20 protein-coding genes are annotated in these 21,714 nt (G+C 73.3%); 12 read left to right on the top strand and 8 right to left on the bottom strand.

Features of this window, described 5'->3' with window-relative positions; all coding sequences use genetic code 11:
- Positions 1 to 50: 50 nt before the first annotated feature.
- The 4 genes from ACZ4U4_RS14950 to ACZ4U4_RS14935 form a co-directional block, all read right to left on the bottom strand.
- Positions 51 to 1,190 carry a GNAT family N-acetyltransferase gene (locus ACZ4U4_RS14950; protein ID WP_467873468.1) on the bottom strand — a complete coding sequence of 380 codons (1,140 nt, stop codon included), beginning with the start codon at positions 1,188 to 1,190 and terminating at the stop codon, positions 51 to 53.
- Between the two features lie 4 nt (positions 1,191 to 1,194).
- Complete coding sequence (locus tag ACZ4U4_RS14945) at positions 1,195 to 2,328, bottom strand: acyl-CoA dehydrogenase family protein (protein ID WP_467873466.1); 1,134 nt, start codon at positions 2,326 to 2,328, stop codon at positions 1,195 to 1,197.
- Positions 2,325 to 3,590: a cytochrome P450 gene (locus ACZ4U4_RS14940; protein ID WP_467873463.1), complete on the bottom strand. Its 1,266-nt coding sequence runs from the start codon at positions 3,588 to 3,590 to the stop codon at positions 2,325 to 2,327. Before ACZ4U4_RS14940 ends, ACZ4U4_RS14945 begins: the two co-directional genes overlap by 4 nt.
- A gap of 471 nt (positions 3,591 to 4,061) precedes the next feature.
- Entirely contained in the window at positions 4,062 to 4,640 is a 579-nt protein-coding gene (locus tag ACZ4U4_RS14935) for an ArsR/SmtB family transcription factor (protein ID WP_467873460.1), read from the bottom strand.
- Between the two features lie 101 nt (positions 4,641 to 4,741).
- Here ACZ4U4_RS14935 and ACZ4U4_RS14930 point away from each other — a divergent pair, with 101 nt between their 5' ends.
- Genes ACZ4U4_RS14930 through ACZ4U4_RS14920 form a run of 3 tightly spaced genes read left to right on the top strand, consistent with a single transcriptional unit; the run spans position 4,742 to position 6,751 of the window.
- Positions 4,742 to 5,344, top strand: coding sequence for an MFS transporter (locus ACZ4U4_RS14930; RefSeq protein WP_467873457.1), 603 nt, complete (start codon positions 4,742 to 4,744; stop codon positions 5,342 to 5,344).
- On the top strand, positions 5,341 to 6,264 hold the full coding sequence (locus ACZ4U4_RS14925; RefSeq protein WP_467873454.1) for an MFS transporter: 924 nt from the start codon (positions 5,341 to 5,343) through the stop codon (positions 6,262 to 6,264). Before ACZ4U4_RS14930 ends, ACZ4U4_RS14925 begins: the two co-directional genes overlap by 4 nt.
- Positions 6,194 to 6,751, top strand: coding sequence for a GNAT family N-acetyltransferase (locus tag ACZ4U4_RS14920; protein WP_467873451.1), 558 nt, complete (start codon positions 6,194 to 6,196; stop codon positions 6,749 to 6,751). The genes ACZ4U4_RS14925 and ACZ4U4_RS14920 overlap by 71 nt, the downstream gene beginning before the upstream one ends.
- Before the next feature lie 27 nt (positions 6,752 to 6,778).
- Here ACZ4U4_RS14920 and ACZ4U4_RS14915 read toward each other — a convergent pair whose 3' ends face one another.
- Together ACZ4U4_RS14915 and ACZ4U4_RS14910 are read right to left on the bottom strand one after the other, a co-directional pair.
- Positions 6,779 to 8,500 (bottom strand): flavin reductase, encoded by a 1,722-nt coding sequence (locus tag ACZ4U4_RS14915; RefSeq protein ID WP_467873448.1) that lies wholly within the window; start codon positions 8,498 to 8,500, stop codon positions 6,779 to 6,781.
- A 64-nt stretch (positions 8,501 to 8,564) separates the two neighbouring features.
- Entirely contained in the window at positions 8,565 to 9,785 is a 1,221-nt protein-coding gene (locus ACZ4U4_RS14910) for a styrene monooxygenase/indole monooxygenase family protein (protein WP_467873445.1), read from the bottom strand.
- A 512-nt stretch (positions 9,786 to 10,297) separates the two neighbouring features.
- Here ACZ4U4_RS14910 and ACZ4U4_RS14905 point away from each other — a divergent pair.
- Together ACZ4U4_RS14905 and ACZ4U4_RS14900 are read left to right on the top strand one after the other, a co-directional pair.
- Positions 10,298 to 11,296 (top strand): AraC family transcriptional regulator, encoded by a 999-nt coding sequence (locus ACZ4U4_RS14905; RefSeq protein WP_467873442.1) that lies wholly within the window; start codon positions 10,298 to 10,300, stop codon positions 11,294 to 11,296.
- A 120-nt stretch (positions 11,297 to 11,416) separates the two neighbouring features.
- A complete protein-coding gene (locus ACZ4U4_RS14900) occupies positions 11,417 to 12,961 on the top strand; it encodes an FMN-binding glutamate synthase family protein (protein ID WP_467873439.1) in 1,545 nt (514 codons plus the stop codon).
- Positions 12,962 to 13,059: 98 nt separating this feature from the next.
- Here the strand turns inward: ACZ4U4_RS14900 and ACZ4U4_RS14895 are convergent, their stop codons facing one another.
- Positions 13,060 to 13,851, bottom strand: a complete 792-nt coding sequence (locus ACZ4U4_RS14895) for an SDR family NAD(P)-dependent oxidoreductase (protein WP_467873436.1) — start codon at positions 13,849 to 13,851, stop codon at positions 13,060 to 13,062.
- A gap of 87 nt (positions 13,852 to 13,938) precedes the next feature.
- Here ACZ4U4_RS14895 and ACZ4U4_RS14890 point away from each other — a divergent pair, with 87 nt between their 5' ends.
- From ACZ4U4_RS14890 to ACZ4U4_RS14880, 3 genes are all read left to right on the top strand, one after another.
- Positions 13,939 to 14,790: a helix-turn-helix transcriptional regulator gene (locus tag ACZ4U4_RS14890; protein WP_467873433.1), complete on the top strand. Its 852-nt coding sequence runs from the start codon at positions 13,939 to 13,941 to the stop codon at positions 14,788 to 14,790.
- Between the two features lie 182 nt (positions 14,791 to 14,972).
- Positions 14,973 to 15,161: a hypothetical protein gene (locus tag ACZ4U4_RS14885; protein WP_467873431.1), complete on the top strand. Its 189-nt coding sequence runs from the start codon at positions 14,973 to 14,975 to the stop codon at positions 15,159 to 15,161.
- A gap of 102 nt (positions 15,162 to 15,263) precedes the next feature.
- On the top strand, positions 15,264 to 16,766 hold the full coding sequence (locus ACZ4U4_RS14880; protein ID WP_467873428.1) for a PucR family transcriptional regulator: 1,503 nt from the start codon (positions 15,264 to 15,266) through the stop codon (positions 16,764 to 16,766).
- 31 nt (positions 16,767 to 16,797) lie between these two features.
- Here the strand turns inward: ACZ4U4_RS14880 and ACZ4U4_RS14875 are convergent, their stop codons facing one another.
- Positions 16,798 to 18,003, bottom strand: a complete 1,206-nt coding sequence (locus ACZ4U4_RS14875; protein ID WP_467873425.1) for a CaiB/BaiF CoA transferase family protein — start codon at positions 18,001 to 18,003, stop codon at positions 16,798 to 16,800.
- A gap of 210 nt (positions 18,004 to 18,213) precedes the next feature.
- Between ACZ4U4_RS14875 and ACZ4U4_RS14870 the strand changes: the two genes are divergently transcribed.
- The 4 genes from ACZ4U4_RS14870 (at position 18,214) to ACZ4U4_RS14855 (ending at position 21,693) form a co-directional block, all read left to right on the top strand.
- Complete coding sequence (locus ACZ4U4_RS14870) at positions 18,214 to 19,377, top strand: acyl-CoA dehydrogenase family protein (RefSeq protein ID WP_467873423.1); 1,164 nt, start codon at positions 18,214 to 18,216, stop codon at positions 19,375 to 19,377.
- Positions 19,378 to 19,711: 334 nt separating this feature from the next.
- Entirely contained in the window at positions 19,712 to 20,179 is a 468-nt protein-coding gene (locus tag ACZ4U4_RS14865) for a hypothetical protein (RefSeq protein WP_467873421.1), read from the top strand.
- 68 nt (positions 20,180 to 20,247) lie between these two features.
- Entirely contained in the window at positions 20,248 to 21,102 is an 855-nt protein-coding gene (locus tag ACZ4U4_RS14860) for a hypothetical protein (RefSeq protein WP_467873419.1), read from the top strand.
- Positions 21,103 to 21,168: 66 nt separating this feature from the next.
- A complete protein-coding gene (locus ACZ4U4_RS14855; protein ID WP_467873416.1) occupies positions 21,169 to 21,693 on the top strand; it encodes a P-loop nucleotide/nucleoside kinase family protein in 525 nt (174 codons plus the stop codon).
- The last annotated feature ends 21 nt before the right edge of the window (positions 21,694 to 21,714 follow it).

Here is a 21,714-nt window from a genome sequence, read left to right as displayed (position 1 = left end):
ACCCTTTCCACGGGAGAGGTGAGCGGGCGGGACTGAAGGGACGGCGGCGCTCACGACCGGGGCGCGAGCGTCCGGGCGAGCGCCGCGTCGAGCGCGGCCGGGAGCAGCCGGCGCAGCACCGCGCGGGGCAGCGGACGCACATGGGTGAGGGCGTAGCGCTGCTCGACCAGCGCACAGCCCAGCTCCCGTTTGGGCTCGTAGGCGGTCTGCGCGAACCGGATGTGGCGGCACCCGCGGGAGATGGCCAGCTCGATGGCCGCGTAGTGGACGTGGTGGTAGAGATGCGCCTCGTGGGCCAGCCGGTAGTCGAGGCCGATCCGCGCCCCGATCGCCCCGTCCCCGCGGAAAAGGCAGAGCAGATAGGCGACGAGACGGTCCCCCTCGAAACAGGCCACGAGCCGCTGTTCGGGGCCGCCGGGCCGGTGCAGCGCCCGGAGGAAGGACGCGTCGAGGACATCGAGCGTCTGGTCCGCCCGCGCCATCACCTGCCCGTACAGCTCCAGCATGTCGGGGACGAGGGAGACGAAGTCGGTCAGCACCTCGATCCGCAGATCGTCCCGGGCCTCGAACTTCCGCACCTTGCTGCGGACGTTGCGCCGCGCCTTCGCGGGGAGCGCGGCGACGTACTCCTCGAACGATCCGTAGCCCAGGGCGAGTTCGGTGTCGGGCATGCTCGCCACCTCGAAGAAGCCCGCCGCCTCCAGGGCCGGCCGCAGGGGCGTCAGCTCGTCGGGGGCGAAGTCCTTGAAGACGACGGTGCCGAGCCGGTGGCGCCGCGCATGGGCGAGCACCGCCCGCACCAGCAGTCCGGCGACCGGCTCCGGCAGCGGCTCCCGGCTCAGGATGTGCCCCTGCCCCAGGAAGTTGCCGCAGAACAGCATCGGCACCCGCAACAGACCGGGACACCACCGGCGCAGCGGCGCCAGCATCCGGCGCTCCCGCTCCCCGACGATCCGGTCCAGACGCAGCCCGTGGACGGCGGCCAGCGGCAGCACCGCGCGCGTCCGGCCCGCCTCCCGGACCACCGCGTACGCATAGCCGTCCGGGCCGATGGCGCCGCGCTCCATCGCCGTGAACACCTCGCGCCCCCACATCGGATCGTGCGGCGGGGCCAGGGCGTCCCAGAGTTCGGCGGGGACGGCGTCGATGCCGGACAGGATCTCGACGGTGGGGCCGTTCGCTGCGCTCACCGCGTCACCCGACCCGCAGGGCCTGGCCGTCCAGGGCCGCGCACAGCGCCTCGGCCGTCCTGCCCCGGGACGGCGGATGGAAGGCGAGACCGGTCGCGGCGGAGGCCAGATAGGTGCCCTCGGTGGAGCCGATGAAGGACATCCCGCCGAGCACGCCCAGCGCGACCGGGGTGGCGCGGGCGATGGCGTCCTGGGCCGCATAGCGCGCGGTCAACGCCCTGACCAGCAGCGGCTCGCCCCACTCGGCGCTCTCGCCCATCTCCCGGGCCACGGCCTCCACCGCCAGCATCGCGGCGTCGAGTTCGGTGACGAGCAGGGCCCGGTCGCCGGCCGCACCCCCGCCGCGCCGCAGCGCCCGCTCCACCAGGGCACTGGCGGTGCCCAGATACCCGGCCGTCATCAGCAGCTCGAACCAGAGGAACCCCGCGATGTGCAGGGCGTCCAGCGCGGATCCGACGGTCACATCGGTGGTGACGACCATCTGCGGGTCCAGCGTGACATCGGTGAGGACCACCTCCTCGCTCTCCGCGCCGGCCAGCACGGCGTTGCCCCAGAACGGCCGGACGGAGATCCCTTCGGTCCGTGCGGGCACGACGGCCACCGCCAGCCGCTCGGTGCCGTCCTCGTCGGTCATCGTCACGGAGGCGGTGAGGATGTCCATGGAGTGGGCGAGGCTGCACGGCTTCTTGCTGCCGTTGAGCACGACGTGGTCGCCGCGGCGTTCGGCGGTGATGGCCGGACGCAGTACGGACTGCCCGGTGCGGCCCTCCGCGAAGCCGGACGCCAGCAGCAACCGGTCACCGACGACCGCCTCCAGCAGCATCCATTCGAATCCGGCACCGTGCTTGGCGGCCTCCACCAGACCGGCCACGGAGAAGTGGTGCATGGTGGTGGCGACCGCCAGTGACGGACAGCGGGCGCCCACCGCCCGCTGCAACCGGACGGCCTCCAGCGGGCTCGCGCCGATACCGGCATGCTCCTCGGGCACCAGCAGTCCGGTGCCCCCGGCGTCCCGGAACGCCGCGAGGGCCGGGCTGCCGCGCCGCTCCAGCTCGGCCAGCGGGTGCGCGGCGAGCGCCGCGTCGAGACCGGGCAGCAGGCGGGCGAGCACCTCGCGCTCGGGGTCCAGAAAACTCATACGGCGGCCTTTCCGGAGTGCGTGACGGACGGGGCGGCGGGACCGTGGCTCACGGGCAGGTCCTCGAAGACGCGGAGGCCGAACGACTCCCGGCGCACCGGATCCCCGGCGGACGCCAGACGCGGGAAACGGGCGAGCAACCGGCGCAGCGCCACCGCGCCCTCCAACCGCGCCAGGGCGGCACCCAGGCAGTAGTGCGGCCCACTGCTGAAGCTGAGCACCCTGCTGCCGGTGCGGGTCACATCGAAACGGTGCGGGTCGGGGTGGACCGCGGGGTCGCGGTTGGCGGCGGTCAGCACGGTGGTGACGACGGCGCCCGCCGGAATCGGCACCCCGCCGATGACCCCGGCCCGCCCGGCGATGCGCTCGGTCATCTGGGCGGGCGTGTCCCACCGCAGCGCCTCCTCGACGGCCTGCGGCATCAGCCCGGGGTCGGCCGTCAGCCGGGCCAGCTGCTCGGGGTGGCGGAGCAGGGCGTGCACGGCCAGCCCCAGCAGTCCGGTGGTGGTCTCGAAGCCCGCGACGAACACCAGCAGCAACGTGTCGACCAGCTCGTGCTCCGTCAGCGCCCCCGCGTCCTCCAGGGCCAACGCGGTGGCGAGATCATCGGCGGGCTCCTGCCGCCGTCGCTCGGTCAACTCCAGGAAATATGCCCGGAGTTCCTCCACGGCACTGTCGGCCCGCGCCCAGTCCTCCGGGGTGCGCACCGGCTCCAGCAACCGGCTGGCGTCACTGCCGAGCGCCCGGAACCGGGCGCTGTCGGCCTCCGGTACGCCGATCAGCTCGCCGACCACGGCCATGGGGAGCGGATAGCCGACGAGCTCCTGGAAATTGGCCGTGCCGCCGTCCGAGGTGGCGTCGGCGAGGTTGTCGAGCAGGCCGTCGGTGATCCTCTCGACGGCGCCCTGCAGCGCGGCGACCCGGCGCGGGGTGAGGCCCTTTCCGGCGAGCCGGCGCAGCCGGGCGTGGTCGTCGCCGTTGGCCCGCAGCATCGAGGAGTAGAAGAAGTCGGCAGCCGGGTGCTCACGCCAGTCCGGCAGGTTCTCCTCGCACCAGGTCAGATCCTGGGCGCGGTAGGTGGTGTCGGTGAGGACGGCCTGGCAGTCGGCGAAGGTGGTGAGGAAGAAGGTGTCCAGGTCCGGGTCGTGGTACACGGGCGCGATCCGCCGCAGGGCCTCCAGCGCGGGATGCGGGTTCTCCCGCCCTTCCGGTGTGAACAGCGAGGAGAGAAGCGTCTGTGCCTGCGATGCCGGGGAGTTCACGATGCGTACCTCGGTGGTCGGTTACCTCGGTGGTCGACGGGCGCGGCACGGTCGGACAGCCCCCATTGGCGTGATCCACCGCCTCGGACGGGCGTGGATCTTCCCGTGTCCTGAAGTGACGCTATGTCGCTGAGTGACGGAGGGGCAAGGGCGTGAATCGGAAAGGAGCGGGCCCCGGGGCGCCCGCTCCGGCGCGACCGACGGCGGACGCGCTCCCGGCCCTGCCACGGCGGTCCCGGCACCGGCTCGCCCCGCTTCCGCGCCTGGTCGGTCAAGGTGTGACGGTGCACCACGCACCCGTCAACGACTGGCCGGAGCGGCGGACACGCCTGGGGTTCCGCCGTCCGAAAGACACCGCTCGTGGGGGATCAACCCGCTTCTCCATAGGGTGAGTTGATCGTTACTCCGTTCGGGGCTTCTCCCTCTTACGCGCACCGCCCGGTGCGGGCGGAGGGCGACGCCCGCTCCCGTTCAGGCGCCGTGCGAACCGTGAACGGGGCGTGTGGTGGGGTCCGGCGGCGGGGACGGCTCGCCGTCGGCGGCGGGCGGAGCTTCCTGCACCGGGAAGGCCATCAGGGTCATCCCTACGGGGGCCGTGCCGGGGGAGCGCGGTGGGCGGGCCGCCGCGTGGAGCTCCGCCGCGACGTCGGCGAGCTTCTGCCGGGCCGTCTCCCACACCTCCGGCTCCACCCACAGTTCCGCGTCGACCGTCACGCCGCTGCCGTCCGGGCGCCGGCGCGCGGCGCGCTCCTTGAGCGTGTGGGCCAGCGCCGCGACCAGCAGCGGGGCGCCGCCGCTCCGGTCGGAGAGCGGTGAGCCGTGGACGGCGCGGTAGCGGCGCTCCCGGCCCCCGCGGCGGGTGCGCTCCTCGGCCAGTTCGACCAGGCCCACGGCGTCCAGGCTCCGGAGGTGACGGCTGGCCAGGGCATGGGAGATGTCCAGCTCGCGGGAGAGTTCGGCGGCCGACATCGGGCCGGGCCACAGCAGCGTGAGCATCCGCAGCCGTACGGGATGTGCCAGTGCTCTCAGAACGGGGTCCACCTCGGTCACGTCGGCAAGTAAAGCGCATGGAGCCGTGATGGAGACCTACCCCCAACGGAATGGTTGGGGGTAGGGTGCCGAAGCTTGGAACGGTGTGTGAAGGGGGGAGCATGACCACGGGCCTGGGGGCGGTGCTGCGGGACCGCACCGCCCGTCGCTACCTGGCGGGGGTGACCGTCTCGGGCTTCGGGGACTCGGCCATGCTGCCGGCCGCCGGGATCTGGGTGAAGGAACTCACCGGCTCCGTCGGCCTCGCCGCGTTGGTGGGCTTCTGCTCCTGGGCACCCGCCCTGGCCGGCCCGTTCCTCGGCACCCTGGCCGACCGGATGCGCCGCCGCACCCTGCTCATCGCCACCAGTTTGACCCTCGCCGTGGTCATGACCGCGCCGGTCGCGGTGCGTGCGGCGCAGGACGTCTGGCTGCTCTTCGCCGTGCTGACCGCGGTGGGGGCGGGAACCGTCCTCATGGACGCCGCGGAGACCGCACTGATCGCCTCCGCCGTGCCTAGGGGGTGTCTTCCCGGTCTTCGTGGGGTCGTGGCGTCTGGTACCGCACCTCGCGGCGTTGTCGCCCCTCCCACGGACACCCGGTCCGCGGGAGGGGCTCCGCCTTGCGATGCACGGCACCAGACGCCACGCCCAGATCCACGAAGACCGGAAAGACACCCCCTGGCGGACTCCGCGGCGACTTCAACGGGCTGGTCCGCACCGTGATCGAAGGCAACAAACTGATCGGCCCCCTGGCCGGCGCGGCCCTCTTCACCGTCCTCGGCGGCCCCGCCGTCGCGCTGCTGAACGCACTCTCCTTCCTCCTGGGCGCCGCCGCCTTCCGCCTGATCCGCGTGGACGAACCGGTCCCCGCGCCCCGGACACGGACGAGCTGGAGCACCGAGACCGCGAAAGGGATCCGCTACGTATGGCGCCATCCGGTGCTGCGGCCCCTGGTGGTGGCGGGCGGCTGCGCCATGGCGGCGGCGAGCCTCAGCAGCACGGCCACGTACGCGCTCCTCGACACCGGGCTCCACCGGCCCGCGGCGTTCGCCGGCGTCCTCACCTCCGTCCAGGGACTGGGGTCGGTCGTCGGCGGACTGACGGTCGGCGCGCTGCTGCGCCGGGTCCCGGCCCCCGCGCTGTCGGCCGCCGGACTCACCCTCTTCGCCCTCGGGGCCCTGGCCCGGCTGACCGGATCCGTCCCCGTCGTCGTGGGCGGCGGCCTGCTCATCGGCGTGGGACTGCCCTGGCCGCTCATCGGCGCGCTGACCACGGTCCAGCGGGAGACACCGGACCACCTCCTCGGCCGGGTCGCGGCCACCGCGAACACCCTGATCTTCACCCCGACCGGTCTCGCCCTCCTCGCGGGCACCGCCATGGTGGCCACCCTCGATTACCGGGTGCAGCTCCTGGCGGCGGGCGCGCTCGGCCTCGTCACGGCCCTGCTGCTGACGGTCACCGCGCGCGCCGCGCACCGGCGCGGCCCCACCGGGCCGGGCCCCCGAAGCCGAGGGTGCCGACACCGACACCGATGTCGGCACCGACACCGACACCGCACCGAAAGGATGAGCAATGCCCCACGACTCCGCCGGGAAATCCCCCAGGCCCGCCTCCTCACCCGACTTCCGTACGACCGCTCTTGAGCAGTACACGCCCGCCGATCTGCGCGGCATCTCGGGAGGCGACCCCGACCCGTTCGAGGTCTCCCACCTGGGCCTGACCTGGCGTGCCAAGGAGCACCACTTCGGTGTCGTGCAGGGCGAGCGCTTGGTGGCGCACGCCGGGTGGGTCGCCCTCCCCGTCCGTGTCGACGGCACCCCGATGCAGGTGGCGGGCCTGGGCGGGGTCATCGTCGCGCCCGGGCTGCGGGGCCACGGCCTGGCCCGGCGGGTCGTAGCCGCCACCGTGGCCCACGCGGCGGAGCAGGGCTTCGGCTTCGCCCTGCTGTTCTGCCGGCCGGACCGTGTGCCGGTCTACACGACGATGGGGTGGACCCGGCTGGCCGCCGATGTCGAGGCCGAGCAGCCGGACGGCCCGCTCACCATGCCGCTGCCGGCCATGTGGCTCTCCCTCGGCGGGGACGCGCCGTGGCCGCACGGGCGGGTCGGCCTGCTCTCGTTGCCGATGTGACCGGACCGCCCGCCCGGCGGCCGCCCCTCACAGATCCGGGTGCTTCGTCGCCACGTGGTAGTACCCCGAGTGGAACACCAGCGGGGTGCCGCCGTCGGACTCGTACTGCTCGACCTCGCCGAGGAAGATGATGTGGTCGCCGGCGTCGAGGCGTTGGACGGTTCGGCACTGGAAGCGGGCCACCGCGCCCTCCAGGAGGGGGGTCCCGGCGATGCCGGGGGTGGTCGGGGTGGCGCGGAACTTGTCGTCGGACGGGGTGGCGAACTGGCGGGAGAGATGGTGCTGGTCGGCCGCGAGGACATGGACGGCGAAGTGGGAGGCGTCGGTGAAGTCCGGCAGGCTCGGGCTGTTCTTGCCCGGGCACCACAGGACGAGCGGCGGGTCCAGGGAGACGGAGGTGAAGGAGTTCGCCGTCATGCCGACGTGCCGGCCGTCGGGGGCGCGGGCCGTCACCACGGTCACGCCGGTCGCGTACTGGCCCAGCGCCCGGCGCAGTTCCCGGCCGTCGAAGCGGGCGGCGTGCCGGGCGCGCTTCTCGGCGAGGAAGCGCTCCGCCTCGGCCGGCTCGAACCACCAGCGGTACAGGGTGCGCGGATCGTCGAAGCCGGCGGCGACGGCCTCCGCGACCGACGGGACCTCGGCCGCCGCCGTCAGGATCTCGCGGTGGTGCGGGCCCAGCTCGGTCAGCAGGGAGTTGGTCCAGCCGACGGCCCACTGGGCCCAGCCGCGCCAGAAGTTGTCGAAGGTGCGCTGCATCCACTGCGGGGTGAAGTCCGCGGCGCCGTGGCGCAGGATGCTGTCGAGGTAGTGGGTCGCGGCCTGGGCCGCGTTGTTCGAGCCCTGGCCGGTGATCGGGTCGTTGAGCACCACCGCGTCGGCCATGCCGAGGACGTGCCGCCCGGAGGACAGCCGGGCCACGGGCTGCCGCACGGTCGGCGTGACCCGGCCGCGCAGCACCCCGCCGCTGTCGGTGAGGCGGGAGTTGCGGTGCCGCTCGAACTCGTCGGGGAAGAACCGGTGGAGGATCTCCAGGGACCGGGTGAGGTGGGCCTCGGGGGTGTGGATGTCGTCCCAGCAGTCCATCGGACTGCCGGGCACGCCCTCGAAGACCATGATCTCGCAGGGGCCCGTTGTGGTGAGGGCGGGGAAGGAGAAGAACTCGCCGACCCCGGGGACCAGCCGGTAGTGGACGGCGGCCGCCCCTTCCCGCGGTTCCGCACCCGTCACATACGTCAGGGCCAGCGCACGGCGCGGCCGGTCGTACGGGGAGAGTTCGGCGTTGCGCGGGAAGAGGCGGCTCAGCTCGCCCTTGCCGGTGGAGACCACGACGAGATCGTGCGTACGGGCGTACCACTCCAGGTCGCCCACGCCCGCCTCGTGCAGCACGATCTCGCCGTGGCCCTCCGCGAACTGCTCGATCCAGGCCGCGCACTTGACGCGCTGGTCGACGGAGTGCGCGGGGCCCTCCAGCGGGGCGCGCCAGGTGAGGTCAGGGGTGCCGTGCGCACCGATGAGGGAGAACGCGATGCCGGAGATGTCCGGGGCCTGGTCCGCCCAGTGGTGCAGGCCGAGTTCGCGCTCGTTCTGGAGCGCGGTGTCGAACATGCACTGACTGGACATGACCGGGCCCCGGCGTATCTCCTCCGGGCTGCGGTCGGTGACCAGGGTGACGTCGTAGCCGTGCGCCTGGAGTCCCAGGGCGAGTTGGGCACCCGCCTGCCCGGCGCCGATCACCGCGATCCTTCTCATGTCCTGCTGTCCTGCTCTCGTTACCTGGCTGTCGCTGTGCTGGTGGGGTGCGCCCGGCCCGCGGTCAGGAGCTGACCGCGGCCAGGTAGTTCTGCGCGGCGACCGGGTCCATGAACCAGTGGAAGAAGTCGCGCGGGTCGTCGAAGCCGTTGACGAAACGGGAGGCGACCCGGGGGTTGACGCTCGCCGCGCCGAACAGCTCCAGGACGTGCTGCGGCGGGGCGCCCAGCATCGCGTTGGTCCACGCCGTCGCGGACTGCGCGTTGTCCCAGAAGCGGCCGAAGGCCAGCTCCATGAAGGCGGCGTCGTACGGGCGGTCGCCGTGGTCGAGGATGCTGGCCAGGTAGGAGGCCGCGCACTTCGAGGCGTTGTTGGAGCCCTGGCCGGTGACCGGGTCGTTGAGGACGAGCACATCGGCGAGGCCGAGCACCTGCGCGCCGGAGGGCAGCGTGGCGACGGGCTTGCGGACGGTCGGCGCGAAACGGCCCGCGAGGGTGCCACCCGCGTCGGTGAGCGCCAGATCGGTGCAGCGCTCGGCCTCCCACGGCACGTACGCCCGCAGCAGCTCCTGGAACGTCGCGAGCTGCTGCTCGGGGGCGAGCCCGTCGAAGCGGTCGAGCGGGCCGCCCGGGATGCCCTCGAAGAACATGATGTCGCAGGGGCCGCTGGTGGTGAGGCTGGGCATGGTGAAGTACTCGCCCATGCCGGGGATGACGTTGAAGCTGACGCCGGTGCGGTGCGGCAGCGGCGTCATACCGGTGACGTACGCCAGGGCCAGCGCGCGCTGCGGGGCGGCGAACGGGGAGCGCTGCGCGTCCCGTTCGAACAGCCCGGCGATCGCGCCCTTGCCGGCCGCGACGATCACCAGGTCGGACTCGGCGGCGTAGCGCTCCAGGTCCGCGAGACCGGCCTCGCGGATGTCCAGACGGCCGCCGCGGCGTGCGAACTCGCCCATCCACAGCGGCATCTTGACGCGCTGGTCGATGGAGCGGGCGGTGGCGTCCAGACGGGCGTCGAAGGAGAGCGCGCGGCCGCCCTGGCCGTCGGCGATGTTCACGCCGAGACCGGCGATGGCCGGGCAGGCGTCGCCCCAGAAGTCGAGGCCGAGGTCGCGCTCGTGGGCCAGCGCGGTGCCGAACATGGCCTGGCTGGACATGACCCGGCCCTCGCGGATCTGGTCACCGGTGCGGTTGGAGACGACGGTGACGTCGTAACCGTGGTCGATCAGGCCGATACCGAGCTGGAGCCCGGCCTGACCGGCTCCGACGATGGTGATCTTGCGCATGAGAGGGACCTCCGGGGTTGCGGATGATGCGGTGGTGAAGGGTGCCGTACGAGGCCGTGCGCGGGACGGCGCGGCGACGCGGCGGCGGTGGGGACGGTGGTGCGGAAGGCGGCTGCCCGCCGGCGGGGGGTCCGGCGGGCAGCCGCGGGAAGCCGGTTCGCCCGTGGGACCAGGGGAGAGGTCCGGGGCGCCCGGCCGGTTACCGGGTCCGGGCCGGCGCGGCGGGCCGGGGCGACGGCAGGGGCGCAGCGGGGTGCGGGGGTTCGGCCTCGCCGGCACCGGCGGCGCTCGCGCGTGGGGCGCGCGGCGTAGCTGCGGCGGGCCGTCTGCCGGTCGCGGCATCGCCCGTGTCGAGCACGGTCCGGCCCGGCACTCCCTGCATCGTTGATTCCCTGGTCTCTTTCTCGGATCCGCGGCGGTCGGGGATCCACCTTGGTATGGCAAGATCGTCTGCGCTATCCGGATCACGCGGGTCGCTGTCCCGATCGCGCATCTCGGCGGTGGAGGTTTACATGCCCGCTGATGAGCCCCCGCTCGCAAATCACCAGCTCTTCCACACAGCGGACATCTGGGAAGCCCGCGCCGAGGTCGGCCGCGCCTTCTGCCCGCACGACCTGCGCATCGTGCAGCGCTCGGCGACGCTCGACGCCCGGCTGCACGGCACCCCCTTCGACCGCACCGGCCTGTACTACCTCGATTACGGAACGGAGGTCCGGATCACCCCGGGCGACCTGGAGAGCTTCTTCCTCGTCCAGATACCGCTCGCCGGTCATGCGGAAATCATCTGCGGCCGCGAGGAGATCATCTCCTCGCCGGAACTCGCCTCCGTGCCCTCACCGGCCGGAAAACTGGACATGCGCTGGGGCGGCGGCAACCCGCAACTGATCGTCTGGCTCGACCGGGCAGCCATGGAGACACACCTGGGGAGCCTGCTCGGCCGCACCGTGCGCCGCCCGATCTCCTTCTCGCTCGGTATGAACCTCACCACACCGGGCTCCCGCTCCTGGCTCAACATCGTCGACCTCATGCGCCGCGAGGCGGAGGGCCAGGGCGGGATGGCCGGTCAGCCGATGGTGCTGAAACAGCTCGAATCGCTGCTGATGACGCAGCTGCTGATGGCCCAGCCGCACAACTACACCCCGGCGCTCCACGGCGAGCAGCCCCGTGTCGCACCGCCCGCGGTCCGCCGTGCCATGGAGACCATCGAGGCACACGCCGCCGAGCCGCTCACCGTCGCGGAGATCGCGGAATGCGTCGGCGTCGGCGTCCGGGCCCTCCAGGAGGGCTTCCGCCGCCACCTCGACACCACCCCCCTCGCCTATCTGCGCGAGGTCCGCCTCGATCACGTACGCAAGGAACTCCGGGCCGGCGCCCCGGGCGCCACGACAGTGACCGCGGTCGCCGCCCGCTGGGGCTTTCTGCACCCGGGGCGCTTCTCCGTGGCCTACCGTCGGCAGTTCGGGGAGTCGCCGTCGGAGACGTTGCGGCGGTCCGGGGCCCTTCGCCCCTGACCAGCTGAAGCCCTACGATCGTTCGACATTTCGCCGGCGGGCACCGCGCCCGCCCGCTCTATCCGCCGCCCCACGCTCCACGCCCCGACGGGGGAGCCGGGCACCGAGAGAGGAACGTCCATGCGCGCCCGGAGCATCGGCGCGGTCGCCGCCACCGCAGTGGCAGTGGTGGCCGCCCGCGACCTCATGCAGAAGAAGCACGCACTGCTCAGGAACTTCCCGGTGATCGGGCACGCCCGGTACCTGCTGGAGACGATCGGGCCGGAGCTGCGGCAGTACATAGTCACCTCCAACGACGAGGAGCGCCCGTTCAGCCGCGATCAGCGCACCTGGATCTACGCCTCGTCCAAGGGCGAGAACAACTACTTCGGCTTCGGCACCGACAACGACGTCGAGCACATGCAGGGCCACGCCTACGTCAAGCAGCGCACCTTCGCGGGCGCGCTGCCCGACCTGCACGACCCGCAGGTCCCGCTGCCCTCGGCCAAGGTGCTGGGCGGACCGCGCGGCCGGGCCAAGGCGTTCCGTCCGGCGAGCGTGGTGAACATCTCCGCGATGAGCTTCGGTTCGCTCTCCGGCGCGGCGATCACCGCGCTCAACGAGGGCGCGGGGCTGGCCGGGACGATGCAGAACACCGGTGAGGGCGGCCTCTCGCCCTACCACCGCAACGGCGGCGACCTCATCCTCCAGATCGGCACCTCCTACTTCGGCTGCCGCAACGGCGACGGCACCTTCAACCTCGACAAGCTCAAGGAGGTGGTCGCCGGCGCCCCGGTCAAGGCGCTGGAGATCAAACTCTCCCAGGGCGCCAAGCCGGGCCTCGGCGGCATGCTGCCGGGCGCGAAGGTGACCCCGGAGATCGCCGAGATCCGCGGTATCCCGGTCGGCGAGGACTGCGCCTCGCCCTCGCGCCACACCGCCTTCCACGACGTCGACTCGATGCTGGACTTCGTCGAACTGCTCGCCACCGAGACCGGGCTGCCGGTCGGCATCAAGAGCGCGGTCGGCGAGATGGAGTTCTGGCAGGAGCTGGCCACGCTGATGGCGCGCGGTGACCGCGGCGTCGACTTCGTGACGATCGACGGCGGCGAGGGCGGTACCGGCGCGGCACCGCTGATCTTCTCCGACTCGGTGTCGCTGCCGTTCCGGATGGGCTTCTCCCGCGTCTACGGCACCTTCGCCGAGCGCGGGCTGACCGACGACATCACCTTCATCGGCTCCGGCAAGCTCGGTCTGCCCGAGAACGCCGCCGTCGCCTTCGCCCTGGGCGTCGACATGATCAACGTCGCCCGGGAGGCGATGCTGTCCATCGGCTGCATCCAGGCGCAGAAGTGCCACACCGACAAGTGCCCCACCGGCATCGCCACCCAGGACCCGTGGCTGATGCGCGGCCTCGACCCGGCGTCGAAGGCCACCCGCGCCGCCGTCTACCTGCGCACCCTGCGCAAGGAGCTGATGAAGGTCGCGTCGGCCGTCGGCGTCGCCCACCCGGCGCTCCTCACCGCCGCCGACATCGAGATCATGAACGGCGACTACGAGGCCCGCACCCTGGCCGGTGTCTACGGCTACAAGGAGGGCTGGGGCGAGCTCGGCCCGCAGCCGGCCGAGGAGATCACGGCCCTGATGACGGCCGGAGCACAGCCGTCCGGGAAGCCGGAGGTCTGACAGAGGGGCGGCCGCCGGGCCGCCCTCACCCGTGGCCCGGCCCCGTACTACGGAGCCGGGCCACGGCGGCGCCGGGACGGCCCGGCGCCCCTGCCGTCTCAGGCCCGCATCCCGCCGTCCACCCGCAGCACCGTGCCCGTGACGTACGAGGCGCGGTCGCTCAGCAGCCACGCCGCGGCCTGGGCGACCTCGTCCGGCTCGGCGGCCCGGCCCAGCGGCGTCAGGGAGTTGAGCTGGTCGATCGTGCCCGGGGAGTTCGCGTCCCACTCGTGCAGCATCTCGGTGAGCGTGGTGCCCGGCGCGATCGCGTTGACGCGGATGCCCTCCGGACCGTACGTGGCCGCCGCCGACGCGGTGAGGCTGTTGACCGCCGCCTTCGCCGCGCCGTACACGGGCAGCTCCGGATTGGCCATCAGACTGCCGACGCTGGAGGTGTTGACGATCGCGCCGCGCCCGGCGGTGGCGCGGATGGCGGCGATCTCCGCGGCCATGGCCACCCACACGCCCTTGAAATTGACGTCCGACACGGCGTCGAACTCCTCCTCCGGCAGCCGGTCCAGCGGACCGGGCGGCTGGCCCGCCGCACCGTTGTTGAAGGCCACGTCGAGCCGTCCGTACCGCTCCACGGCCCGGTCGACGGCGGCGCGGACGCTCGCCGGGTCGGCCAGATCGCACCGGACGTGGTCCGCGGTGCCGCCCGCCCGGCGGATCTCCCCGGCCACCGCCGCGAGCTGATCGGTACTGCGGGCCGCGAGGACGACCCGGGCGCCTTCCCGGGCGAAGAGCCGGGCCGCCGCCGCGCCGATACCGCGGCCGGCACCCGTGACGAAGGCGACCTTGTCCGCGAGCAGACCGGGAGCCGTGGGGGAGGTGAGGGTGGTGTGGTTCATGCCGACGAGCCTGGCCCCGGCGGCCGGACCCAGCCAGGCACCGGCAGTACCTGGCTCGGCGGACCGCCGCCCGCGCACACTGGGCGGGTGGACCGACAAGAACTGGCAGGCTTCCTGCGCAGCCGACGCGAACGCCTCCGCCCCGACACCGTGGGCCTGCCCGCAGGGCCGCGCCGCCGCACCCCGGGGCTGCGCCGCGAGGAGGTGGCGCAGCTCGCGTTCATCTCGACCGAGTACTGCACCCGGCTGGAACAGGCCCGCGCCCCCTCCCCGTCCCGCGAGGTACTGGCCCAGCTCGCCCGCGCGCTGCGCCTGACGGACGCCGAACGCGACCACCTCCACCACCTCGCCGGCGCCCCGCCAGGCCCGCCGCCCGGGCCCTCGCGGGAGGTGCGGCAGAGCATCGTCGACCTGCTCGCCCGGCTGCCGGAGACCGCCGCGCTCGTCCTCTCCGCGACCTACGACGTCCTCGCCTGGAACGACCTGGCCGCCGCCCTGATGGAGGACTTCTCCGCCCTGCCGCGCCGCGACCGCAACCTCCTGCGGCGCGCCTTCCTCGGCCCGCACCCCGAGGGGCGGCGGCTGTACGGCCTCGGGGACACCGACACCTTCGCCCGGACCGCGGCCCAGCAGCTGCGGAGCGCCGCGGCGCGCTACCCCGACGCCCCGGAGGTGACCGGCCTGGTCCGCGAACTGTGCGACGGCAGCGCGGAGTTCGCCCGGATCTGGGCGGCCCACGACGTCGCCGCCCGGCCCGCCACCTGCACCGCCTTCGCCCACCCCCTCGTCGGACCGGTCCACGTCACCTGCGACATCCTGGACCTCGCCGACCGAGACCAGCGCGTCCTGCTCTACACCGCCGCCCCCGGCTCACCGTCGCAGGAGTCCCTGCGGCTGCTGTCGGTCCTCGGCACCCAGCGGATGGACGTACCGGGCTGAGCGGGCGGGTGTCCGCGCGGGTGTCCGCGGCGCCGTGCCAAGATCTCCACCGGCTCTCTTGCAGAGGGGAGTTCGGCGGCGGCCCGCTCTCCGCCGACCGCCCCGCCTCTCTCCGCGGCCACAGTCCGTGGTCCCCGAGGGGAAGGGCCCCCGCCACCGCCGTCCGCCGGAAGGAAGCCCTCATGTCCAGTGCCCGCACCGTGTACCACCTGCGCAACAGCCGCAACACCCCGTACCACCCGCACCGCCGATGTCACCACCTCGTGGACACCCCTGAAGACCGTCTGGCGCGGACCACCGAGAGTGCTGCCAAGAACCTCGGCCGCGCCCTGTGCCAGAACTGCGCCCGGCCCGCCCCCGCGCTCTCCTGACCTGCGCCCACCACCGTCGCCCGGTGTCCGGACACAAGGGCCACCACCCGGCGGCCCGGCCCCCGTTCCGCCGCCGTCCCCGCCCTGTTGCACAATCGCCGCGTGCCTGTCTCCCTCGCCGATCTGCTCGCCGAACCGACCCTGCGGCTGCGGGCGCTGAGCAGCCACTGCCACGACGCCGACCGGCGCATCGACTGGGTCTCCACGACGGAGCTGCCGGATCCGCTGCCGTTCCTGCGCGGCGGCGAGCTGGTGATGACCACGGGCATGCTGGAGCGCGACGACGCCGGGTGGACCCGGCTCCTCGAACGGCTGGCGGAACTCCCGGTCGCCGCGCTCTGTTTCGGCACCGGACTGGTGCACCAGGCGGTGCCGCCCGCCGTCGTCGACACCGCCGAACGCACCGGGCTTGCGCTCGTCGGCTCCCCGGTCGAGGTGCCGTTCGTCCAGATCAGCCGCTGGGTCGCCGACCGGATCTTCGCGGAGCGGTACGACGCGGTGCGGTCGGCCGCCACCCTCCAGGACCAACTGGTCCGCGAACTGCTCTCCGGCCACGGGCTGCGCGGCATGCTCCGGCGGCTCCACCGGGAGCTGGGCGCGGGCCCGGTGGCGGTGGTCGAGCCCGGCGGCCGCGTCCTGGCGCGCCACCCCGCCCCGTCCCGCCGGGCGGACGCCCGCTCCGGAGCCGAGGGCGAGGGCCCGGAGAGCGCGGGAACATCCGTACCGGTCCTGGTGGACGGCGTACCGGTCGCGGAGCTGCGCACCCGGCGCCCCACCCCGCGGCAGGACATCCTCTCCTTCGCCACCAGCATCCTCGGCCTCGAAGTGGCCCGCCATCAGGCCGTGCTCACCGGACGGCGGGAACTGCTCGGCCAGGTGCTGGAGGACGTCCTGCACCGCACGGTCTCCGACGGCGACGCCCGCCGCCGGCTGGCCTCGTACGGACTCGCCGCGGACGGCCCCCACACGGTCGTCGTCGCCCGCGTCGGCGGCGACCCCGCACGGCTGCGCAGCCTGCCGTGGACCCTGGGCCCGCTCCTGGAACGGGCCCACGACCGGCTGCCCACCGCACTGGTCGACGACGCGGTGATGGTCGTCGTACCGGACACCGTCGACGCCGGGGCCGCCGCCGGGACGGTCGCGGAGCACCTGAGCGTGGTGGACCCGCAGGTCCGCGTCGGCGTGGGGGAGCCGCGGCGCGGGGTGACCGGGCTGCGGCTCGGCTACTTCGAGGCCCGCCAGGCCGCCCGGTCCGGCCCCGGCGTGCACCGGGCGGCACCGCTGAGCATCGCCGGTCTGCTGATGGGCAATCTGGACCTGCCGCTGCGGGAGCTGGGCCACGCCGTGCTCGCCCCGCTGCTCCACCACGACGAGGCCCACCGCGCCGCACTGCTTCCCACGCTGCGGTCGTACCTCGCCCACGACTGCTCACCCGCCGCGACCGCCCGCGCCCTGACCCTCCACCGCAACAGCCTGCGCTACCGGCTCCGACTCATCGAACAGCTCACCACCCGCGACCTCACCCGCCTCGCCGACCGCATGGAGCTGTGGCTCGCCCTGACCGCCCTGGACGCCGACCCCGCGGGGGCGCCGGGGGAGGAGTGACGGGGCCGGGGAGGCCGGTCGGGGCGGGGCCTCACGCGGTCCCGGTCTCCGACAGCCACTGCGCGACGATCTCCTCGGCGTGCTCCCCGAGCGCCGGACTCGGGGCGGTCGGCGCGGGCCTCTGCGCCGCGGCGCCCGCTGCGTCTTCGGCGGCACCCGCGAGCGGGCCCGGCGCCGTGTCCCCGAAGTGCGCCGGCTGCCGGAGGAACGGGGTGCGGCCCAGGACCGGATGGTCGAACTCGCCGATCAGGCCGCGCTGCCGGATCTGGTCGCTGTGCACCGCATCGGTCAACTCCCAGAGCGGGGCGGCGGGAACACCCGCCGCCCGGGCGAGCTCCAGGGCCGCTTCCGTGGTGACGCCGGTGGACCACTCCTCGGTGATCTCCCGGACCTGCTCGACATGGCGCGAGCGGGCGGTGTCGTCGCCGAACCGCGGGTCGGACGGCAGATCGGGCCGCCCCACCAGCGTGGCGAACCGCGCGAACACCGCATCGCTCGCCACCGCTATCGCCACCAGCCCGTCGGCGGTGCGGTAGGTGTCGAACGGGGCGGAGACCGGATGCCGGTTGCCGACCCGCCCCGGCAGATCGCCGGTCGCGGTGAGCAGACTCCACGCGGTCACCTGCAACGACACCAGCGAGTCGAGCATGGCCACATCGATGTGCCGCCCCCGGCCACTGCGTTCCCGGTCGTACAGCGCCGTGCTGACGGCCCAGGAGGTGAACAGCCCGGCCAGCAGGTCACCGACCGACTCGCCCACCCTCGTCGGCGGCCCGTCGGGCGTGCCCGTCCCGGCCATCAGCCCGGACATCGCCTGCACGATCAGGTCGTACGCGGGGTACTCCCGCATCGGGCCGCTCTGCCCGAAGCCCGAGATGCTCGCGTAGACCAGGCGCGGGTTGACCGCCGCGAGCGCCGCATGGTCGATGCCCAGCCGCTGCGCCACGCCGGGACGGAAGTTCTCGACGAAGACGTCGGCGCGGGCAGCCAGCCGCAGCAGCAGCGCATGGTCGTCGGGGTTCTTCAGATCGAGGGCGATGCTGCGCTTACCGCGGTTGAGCTGCGCGAAGTACACGCTCTCGCCCTCCCGGAACGGCCCGAGGCGGCGGGCGTCGTCACCGGCGGGCGGCTCGACCTTGACCACGTCTGCCCCCAGATCCGCCAGCAGCGCGGTGCAGTACGGGCCCGCCAGCACCCGGCTCAGATCCAGCACCCGCAGCCCTTGGAGAACGGTCATCGCTTTCTGCCTTTCGGTCGGTGGATCGCATCCGGCCTGCGGAACGTATGCGGGCGTCCGCCGCGGCGTCGATGTGCGGCCGCACGAACATCCCGCCGATCCCGGTGCACCCGCACATTGGCGTGGCGGATCCCCGTACGCCGGAATGGAGCCGGGCCCGCACCGACCCGTGCGCCCCTGCCGATCCCCGTACTCATGAAGGACGCCGCCATGACGGACCACGCCACCACGCCGTATCTGCTGCCCGAGATGTACGACGAGTTCCGCGCCGCGGCCCGTGCCGTCGCCGAGAAGGAGCTGGGCCCCCGGGCCGCGGAGGTCGACGCGCGGGGCGGCTTCCCGCACGACAACTACGCGACGCTCACCGCCGCCGGGCTGCACGCGCCCGGCATTCCCGAGGAGTACGGCGGCGACGGCGTCGATGCCCTCGCCGCCGCCATCGCCGTCGAGGAGGTCGCCCGCGTCTGCGCCTCGTCCTCCACCATCCAGACCTCCAACAAGCTCGGCGTCGTACCGCTGCTGCTGGCCGGTACGGAGGAGCAGCGACGCCGGTACCTGCCCGAAGTCGCCGCGGGCGAGGCGCTGATGGCGTACGCGATCAGCGAGCGCGAGGCCGGCAGCGATGTCGGCGCGATGCGCTGCCGGGCGGTCGCCGACGGCGACGGCTGGGTGCTGGACGGCGTGAAGACCTGGATCACCTCCGCCGGGGTCGCCGCGTACCTCATCGTCTTCGCGGTCACCGACCCGGACGCCGGATCCCGCGGTATCTCGGCCTTCGTCGTCCACGCCGACGACCCCGGCATCGGCTACGGCGAGCCCGAACGCAAGATGGGCCTGAAGGGCTCGGTCACCCGCGAGGTGTACTTCGACGGCTGCCGGATCCCCGCCGACCGCCTGCTCGGCGAGCGGGGGAGGGGACTGCGGGTGGCACTGGGGACCCTCGACCACACCCGCGTCTCGGTCGGCGCCCAGGCCCTCGGCATCGCCCAGGGAGCCCTCGACCTCGCGGTCGGTTATGTGCGGGAGCGCCGGCAATTCGGCAAGGCCCTCGCCGACTTCCAGGGCGTCCAGTTCCTCCTCGCCGACATGGGGATGAAGGTGGAGTCGGCCCGGCAGATGGTCTACGCGGCCGCGGCCCGCAGCTCCGCGGGCGCCGCCGACCTGACGTACTTCGGCGCGGCCGCCAAGTGCCTGGCCTCCGACGTCGCCATGGCGGTGACGACCGACGCGGTGCAGCTGCTCGGCGGCTACGGCTACACCCAGGACTTCCCCGCCGAGCGCATGATGCGCGATGCGAAGATCACCCAGATCTACGAGGGCACCAACCAGATCCAGCGGATCGTGATGGCCCGCAAACTGCTGCAGACGAGCTAGGGCGTGTCCGCGGCCTTCGCACCCGCCCGGCCCCCGATTATTCCGATCGGTGGCCCGGTTCATCACTTGGGTGGAACCTCTCCGACGCTTCCGGTCGGCCCCGCCCGGCCGCCCCGACACTGGTGCGGAATGCCGGGATCATCTGATCGGACCAGGTGTGTCCCGGATACACAGAAGGGGGAAAGCGATCCGTCACAGGAGATTTCACCTCAGTGTTCTCGCCGTACTCGCCTCGCTGGCCGTGGCGGGCGCGGCGGCACCGGCAACCTCCGTATCCGCCCAGGGCGATCACGCACCGGGAGCGTACGTTCCGCAGGACACCGCCGCGGAAGCGGTGCCGGGCGTCGCACCGCCCGGCGCCGGGGCGACCGCGGTCTACCGGGACCGCACCGGCCGGGTACTGGACATGCCCGGCGCCGCGCGCTCCGGCCTGCCCTGGCAGCCCGCGGCGTTCGGCTGCACCCCGGTCAGCGGGCGGGACAACCCGCACCGCTCCGGCACCGGCGTGGCGGCGTCCGGACACGGCTGGTGGAAGAAGGGGAACTGCAGCAACGACCGGGCCAAGGTGTTCAACTGCCTGTACGAGTGGTATACGGACAACAGCTGGCGCCAGCAGGCGTGTTCCGCCACCGAGACGCTCAAACCCGGTGGCGGGAGCACCCACCGCACGGCGGCCCGGCGCGACTGCCGTGACACGCGGCGGACGTCGTGGCGCAACCATGTGGACGTCGACGTGATCGGCGAGATCGACACCGCCGAGAAGCCGATGAACCAGGCCGATGTGGACTGCCGGGTGTATTGAGAGACCGGGCGCGGCCTGCCTCTTTTGGGGCGGGCCGCGCAAGCCGCCGCAGAACCACGGAGGACGAAGTGACGGAACAGGACGCCACCGCACAGCCGGGCATCGCGCCCACGGCCCGTCCCACCGCGGGCACCCTGTTCGCCGCCCTCTACGGTGAGGTGACCCCGCACTCCTGGCACGACCCCCGATCCGAGCACGACGCCTACCAGCTGTTCCACCAGCGCTCACTCGCCATGGGCTGGCTCGACGACCGGTCCGGCGCCGTGGCGGAGGCGGAGCGCGCCCGGCGCGCGGCCGTCGCCCCGGGGCTGTGGGCCATGAACGACGCCGGGTGGAGCCATCCGCGCGCCGCCTCCGAACCGCGGCTGATCTCGTGGTTCCAGGTCGAGGCCAGCGCCGTGGCGGAGGACCGGCCGCTCCCCGTACAGCCGTTCCTGCGCTGCGCCGAGGACACGACGGCGCGGATCGGTACGGTGCAGCTCTCCGCGGTACAGCTCCTGCTGCCGGTCCAGGGGCTCGACCCGTCGGTGCGCCCGCCCTCCGCGCAGGTGCCGTCGCTGCAGACGGTCGACTGGTTCGGCGAGTGCGATCCACGGTCGCGGACGCCGGTGACGGTCCGCGTCGACAGCGGCCGCTCCCCGTCGCTCCCCTCGGTCGCACCGCAGCTCGCCGACGGCCTCGGCCGGTGGGAGCAGGGCGTCTTCGCGTACGGGGCGAGCGACCTCGCGGACCCGGGCGGTGCGCCGGTGCCGCCGTTCGACGACAGCTTCTGGAACGGCCCGCCGGGGTACGGCACGACGCTCACCGGCGAACTCGCGGAGTGGTCGTGCGAGGCGATCGGCTGGCTGGCCGAGGCCGTCGCCGACTCCGCCGCCGCCCTCGGCGTCCGGACGCCGCTGCTCGTCACCGTCACCCGGACCTGAGCCGAGCGGATCTTCGCGCACAGCGGCGCCTGTCCCCGTGGCCCGTCCGGCGCTAGCCTCGGGCCCGTGATCGTATGGCTCAACGGCACCCACGGTGTGGGCAAGACGACGACCGGCGCACTCGTGCAGCAGCTGATCCCGGATTCCCGGGTCCTCGATGCCGAGAAGGTCGGCGAGACCCTCATGGACATCGCGCCGGGGCTGCCCTGGACGGGCAACTTCCAGCACTGGCCGCCGTGGCGGCCGCTCGTGGTCGAGACCGCCCGCCATGTCCTCGACTACACCGGCGGCACGCTGGTGATGCCGATGACCGTCCTGGTCGAGGAGTACTGGCGCGAGATCAGCACCGGCCTCGCCCACCACGGCATTCCCGTACGGCACTTCGTCCTCCACGCCGAGGAGGAGACCCTCCGCGGGCGGATCGCGGGGGACACCGTGCTGGGCCCCGATTCCCCCTTCCGCCTCGACCATCTGGCGCCCTACGCCGAGGCGGCCCGCACCTGGCTGCACGGCGCGGCCGAGGTCGTCGACACCACGCACCTCACACCCGCCGAGGCCGCCGCGCGGATCGCGGCGGCCGTCGGCGGCTGAGCGCCCGGAGAGGCGGCCGAA

The sequence above is a fragment of the Streptomyces sp. NPDC029159 genome (assembly GCF_055564055.1).
Note: the sequence above shows the minus strand (reverse complement) of the source record. Positions and strands in the feature narration are given on the sequence as shown.

Excerpts from the sequence above, each read along its gene's own strand:
- ACZ4U4_RS14945 (WP_467873466.1), bottom strand. The coding sequence starts at position 2,328 with ATGAGTTTTCTGGACCCCGAGCGCGAGGTGCTCGCCCGCCTGCTGCCC.
- ACZ4U4_RS14930 (WP_467873457.1), top strand. The coding sequence starts at position 4,742 with ATGACCACGGGCCTGGGGGCGGTGCTGCGGGACCGCACCGCCCGTCGC.
- ACZ4U4_RS14920 (WP_467873451.1), top strand. The coding sequence starts at position 6,194 with ATGCCCCACGACTCCGCCGGGAAATCCCCCAGGCCCGCCTCCTCACCC.
- ACZ4U4_RS14915 (WP_467873448.1), bottom strand. The coding sequence starts at position 8,500 with ATGAGAAGGATCGCGGTGATCGGCGCCGGGCAGGCGGGTGCCCAACTC.
- ACZ4U4_RS14910 (WP_467873445.1), bottom strand. The coding sequence starts at position 9,785 with ATGCGCAAGATCACCATCGTCGGAGCCGGTCAGGCCGGGCTCCAGCTC.
- ACZ4U4_RS14905 (WP_467873442.1), top strand. The coding sequence starts at position 10,298 with ATGCCCGCTGATGAGCCCCCGCTCGCAAATCACCAGCTCTTCCACACA.
- ACZ4U4_RS14900 (WP_467873439.1), top strand. The coding sequence starts at position 11,417 with ATGCGCGCCCGGAGCATCGGCGCGGTCGCCGCCACCGCAGTGGCAGTG.
- ACZ4U4_RS14895 (WP_467873436.1), bottom strand. The coding sequence starts at position 13,851 with ATGAACCACACCACCCTCACCTCCCCCACGGCTCCCGGTCTGCTCGCG.
- ACZ4U4_RS14885 (WP_467873431.1), top strand. The coding sequence starts at position 14,973 with ATGTCCAGTGCCCGCACCGTGTACCACCTGCGCAACAGCCGCAACACC.
- ACZ4U4_RS14875 (WP_467873425.1), bottom strand. The coding sequence starts at position 18,003 with ATGACCGTTCTCCAAGGGCTGCGGGTGCTGGATCTGAGCCGGGTGCTG.
- ACZ4U4_RS14870 (WP_467873423.1), top strand. The coding sequence starts at position 18,214 with ATGACGGACCACGCCACCACGCCGTATCTGCTGCCCGAGATGTACGAC.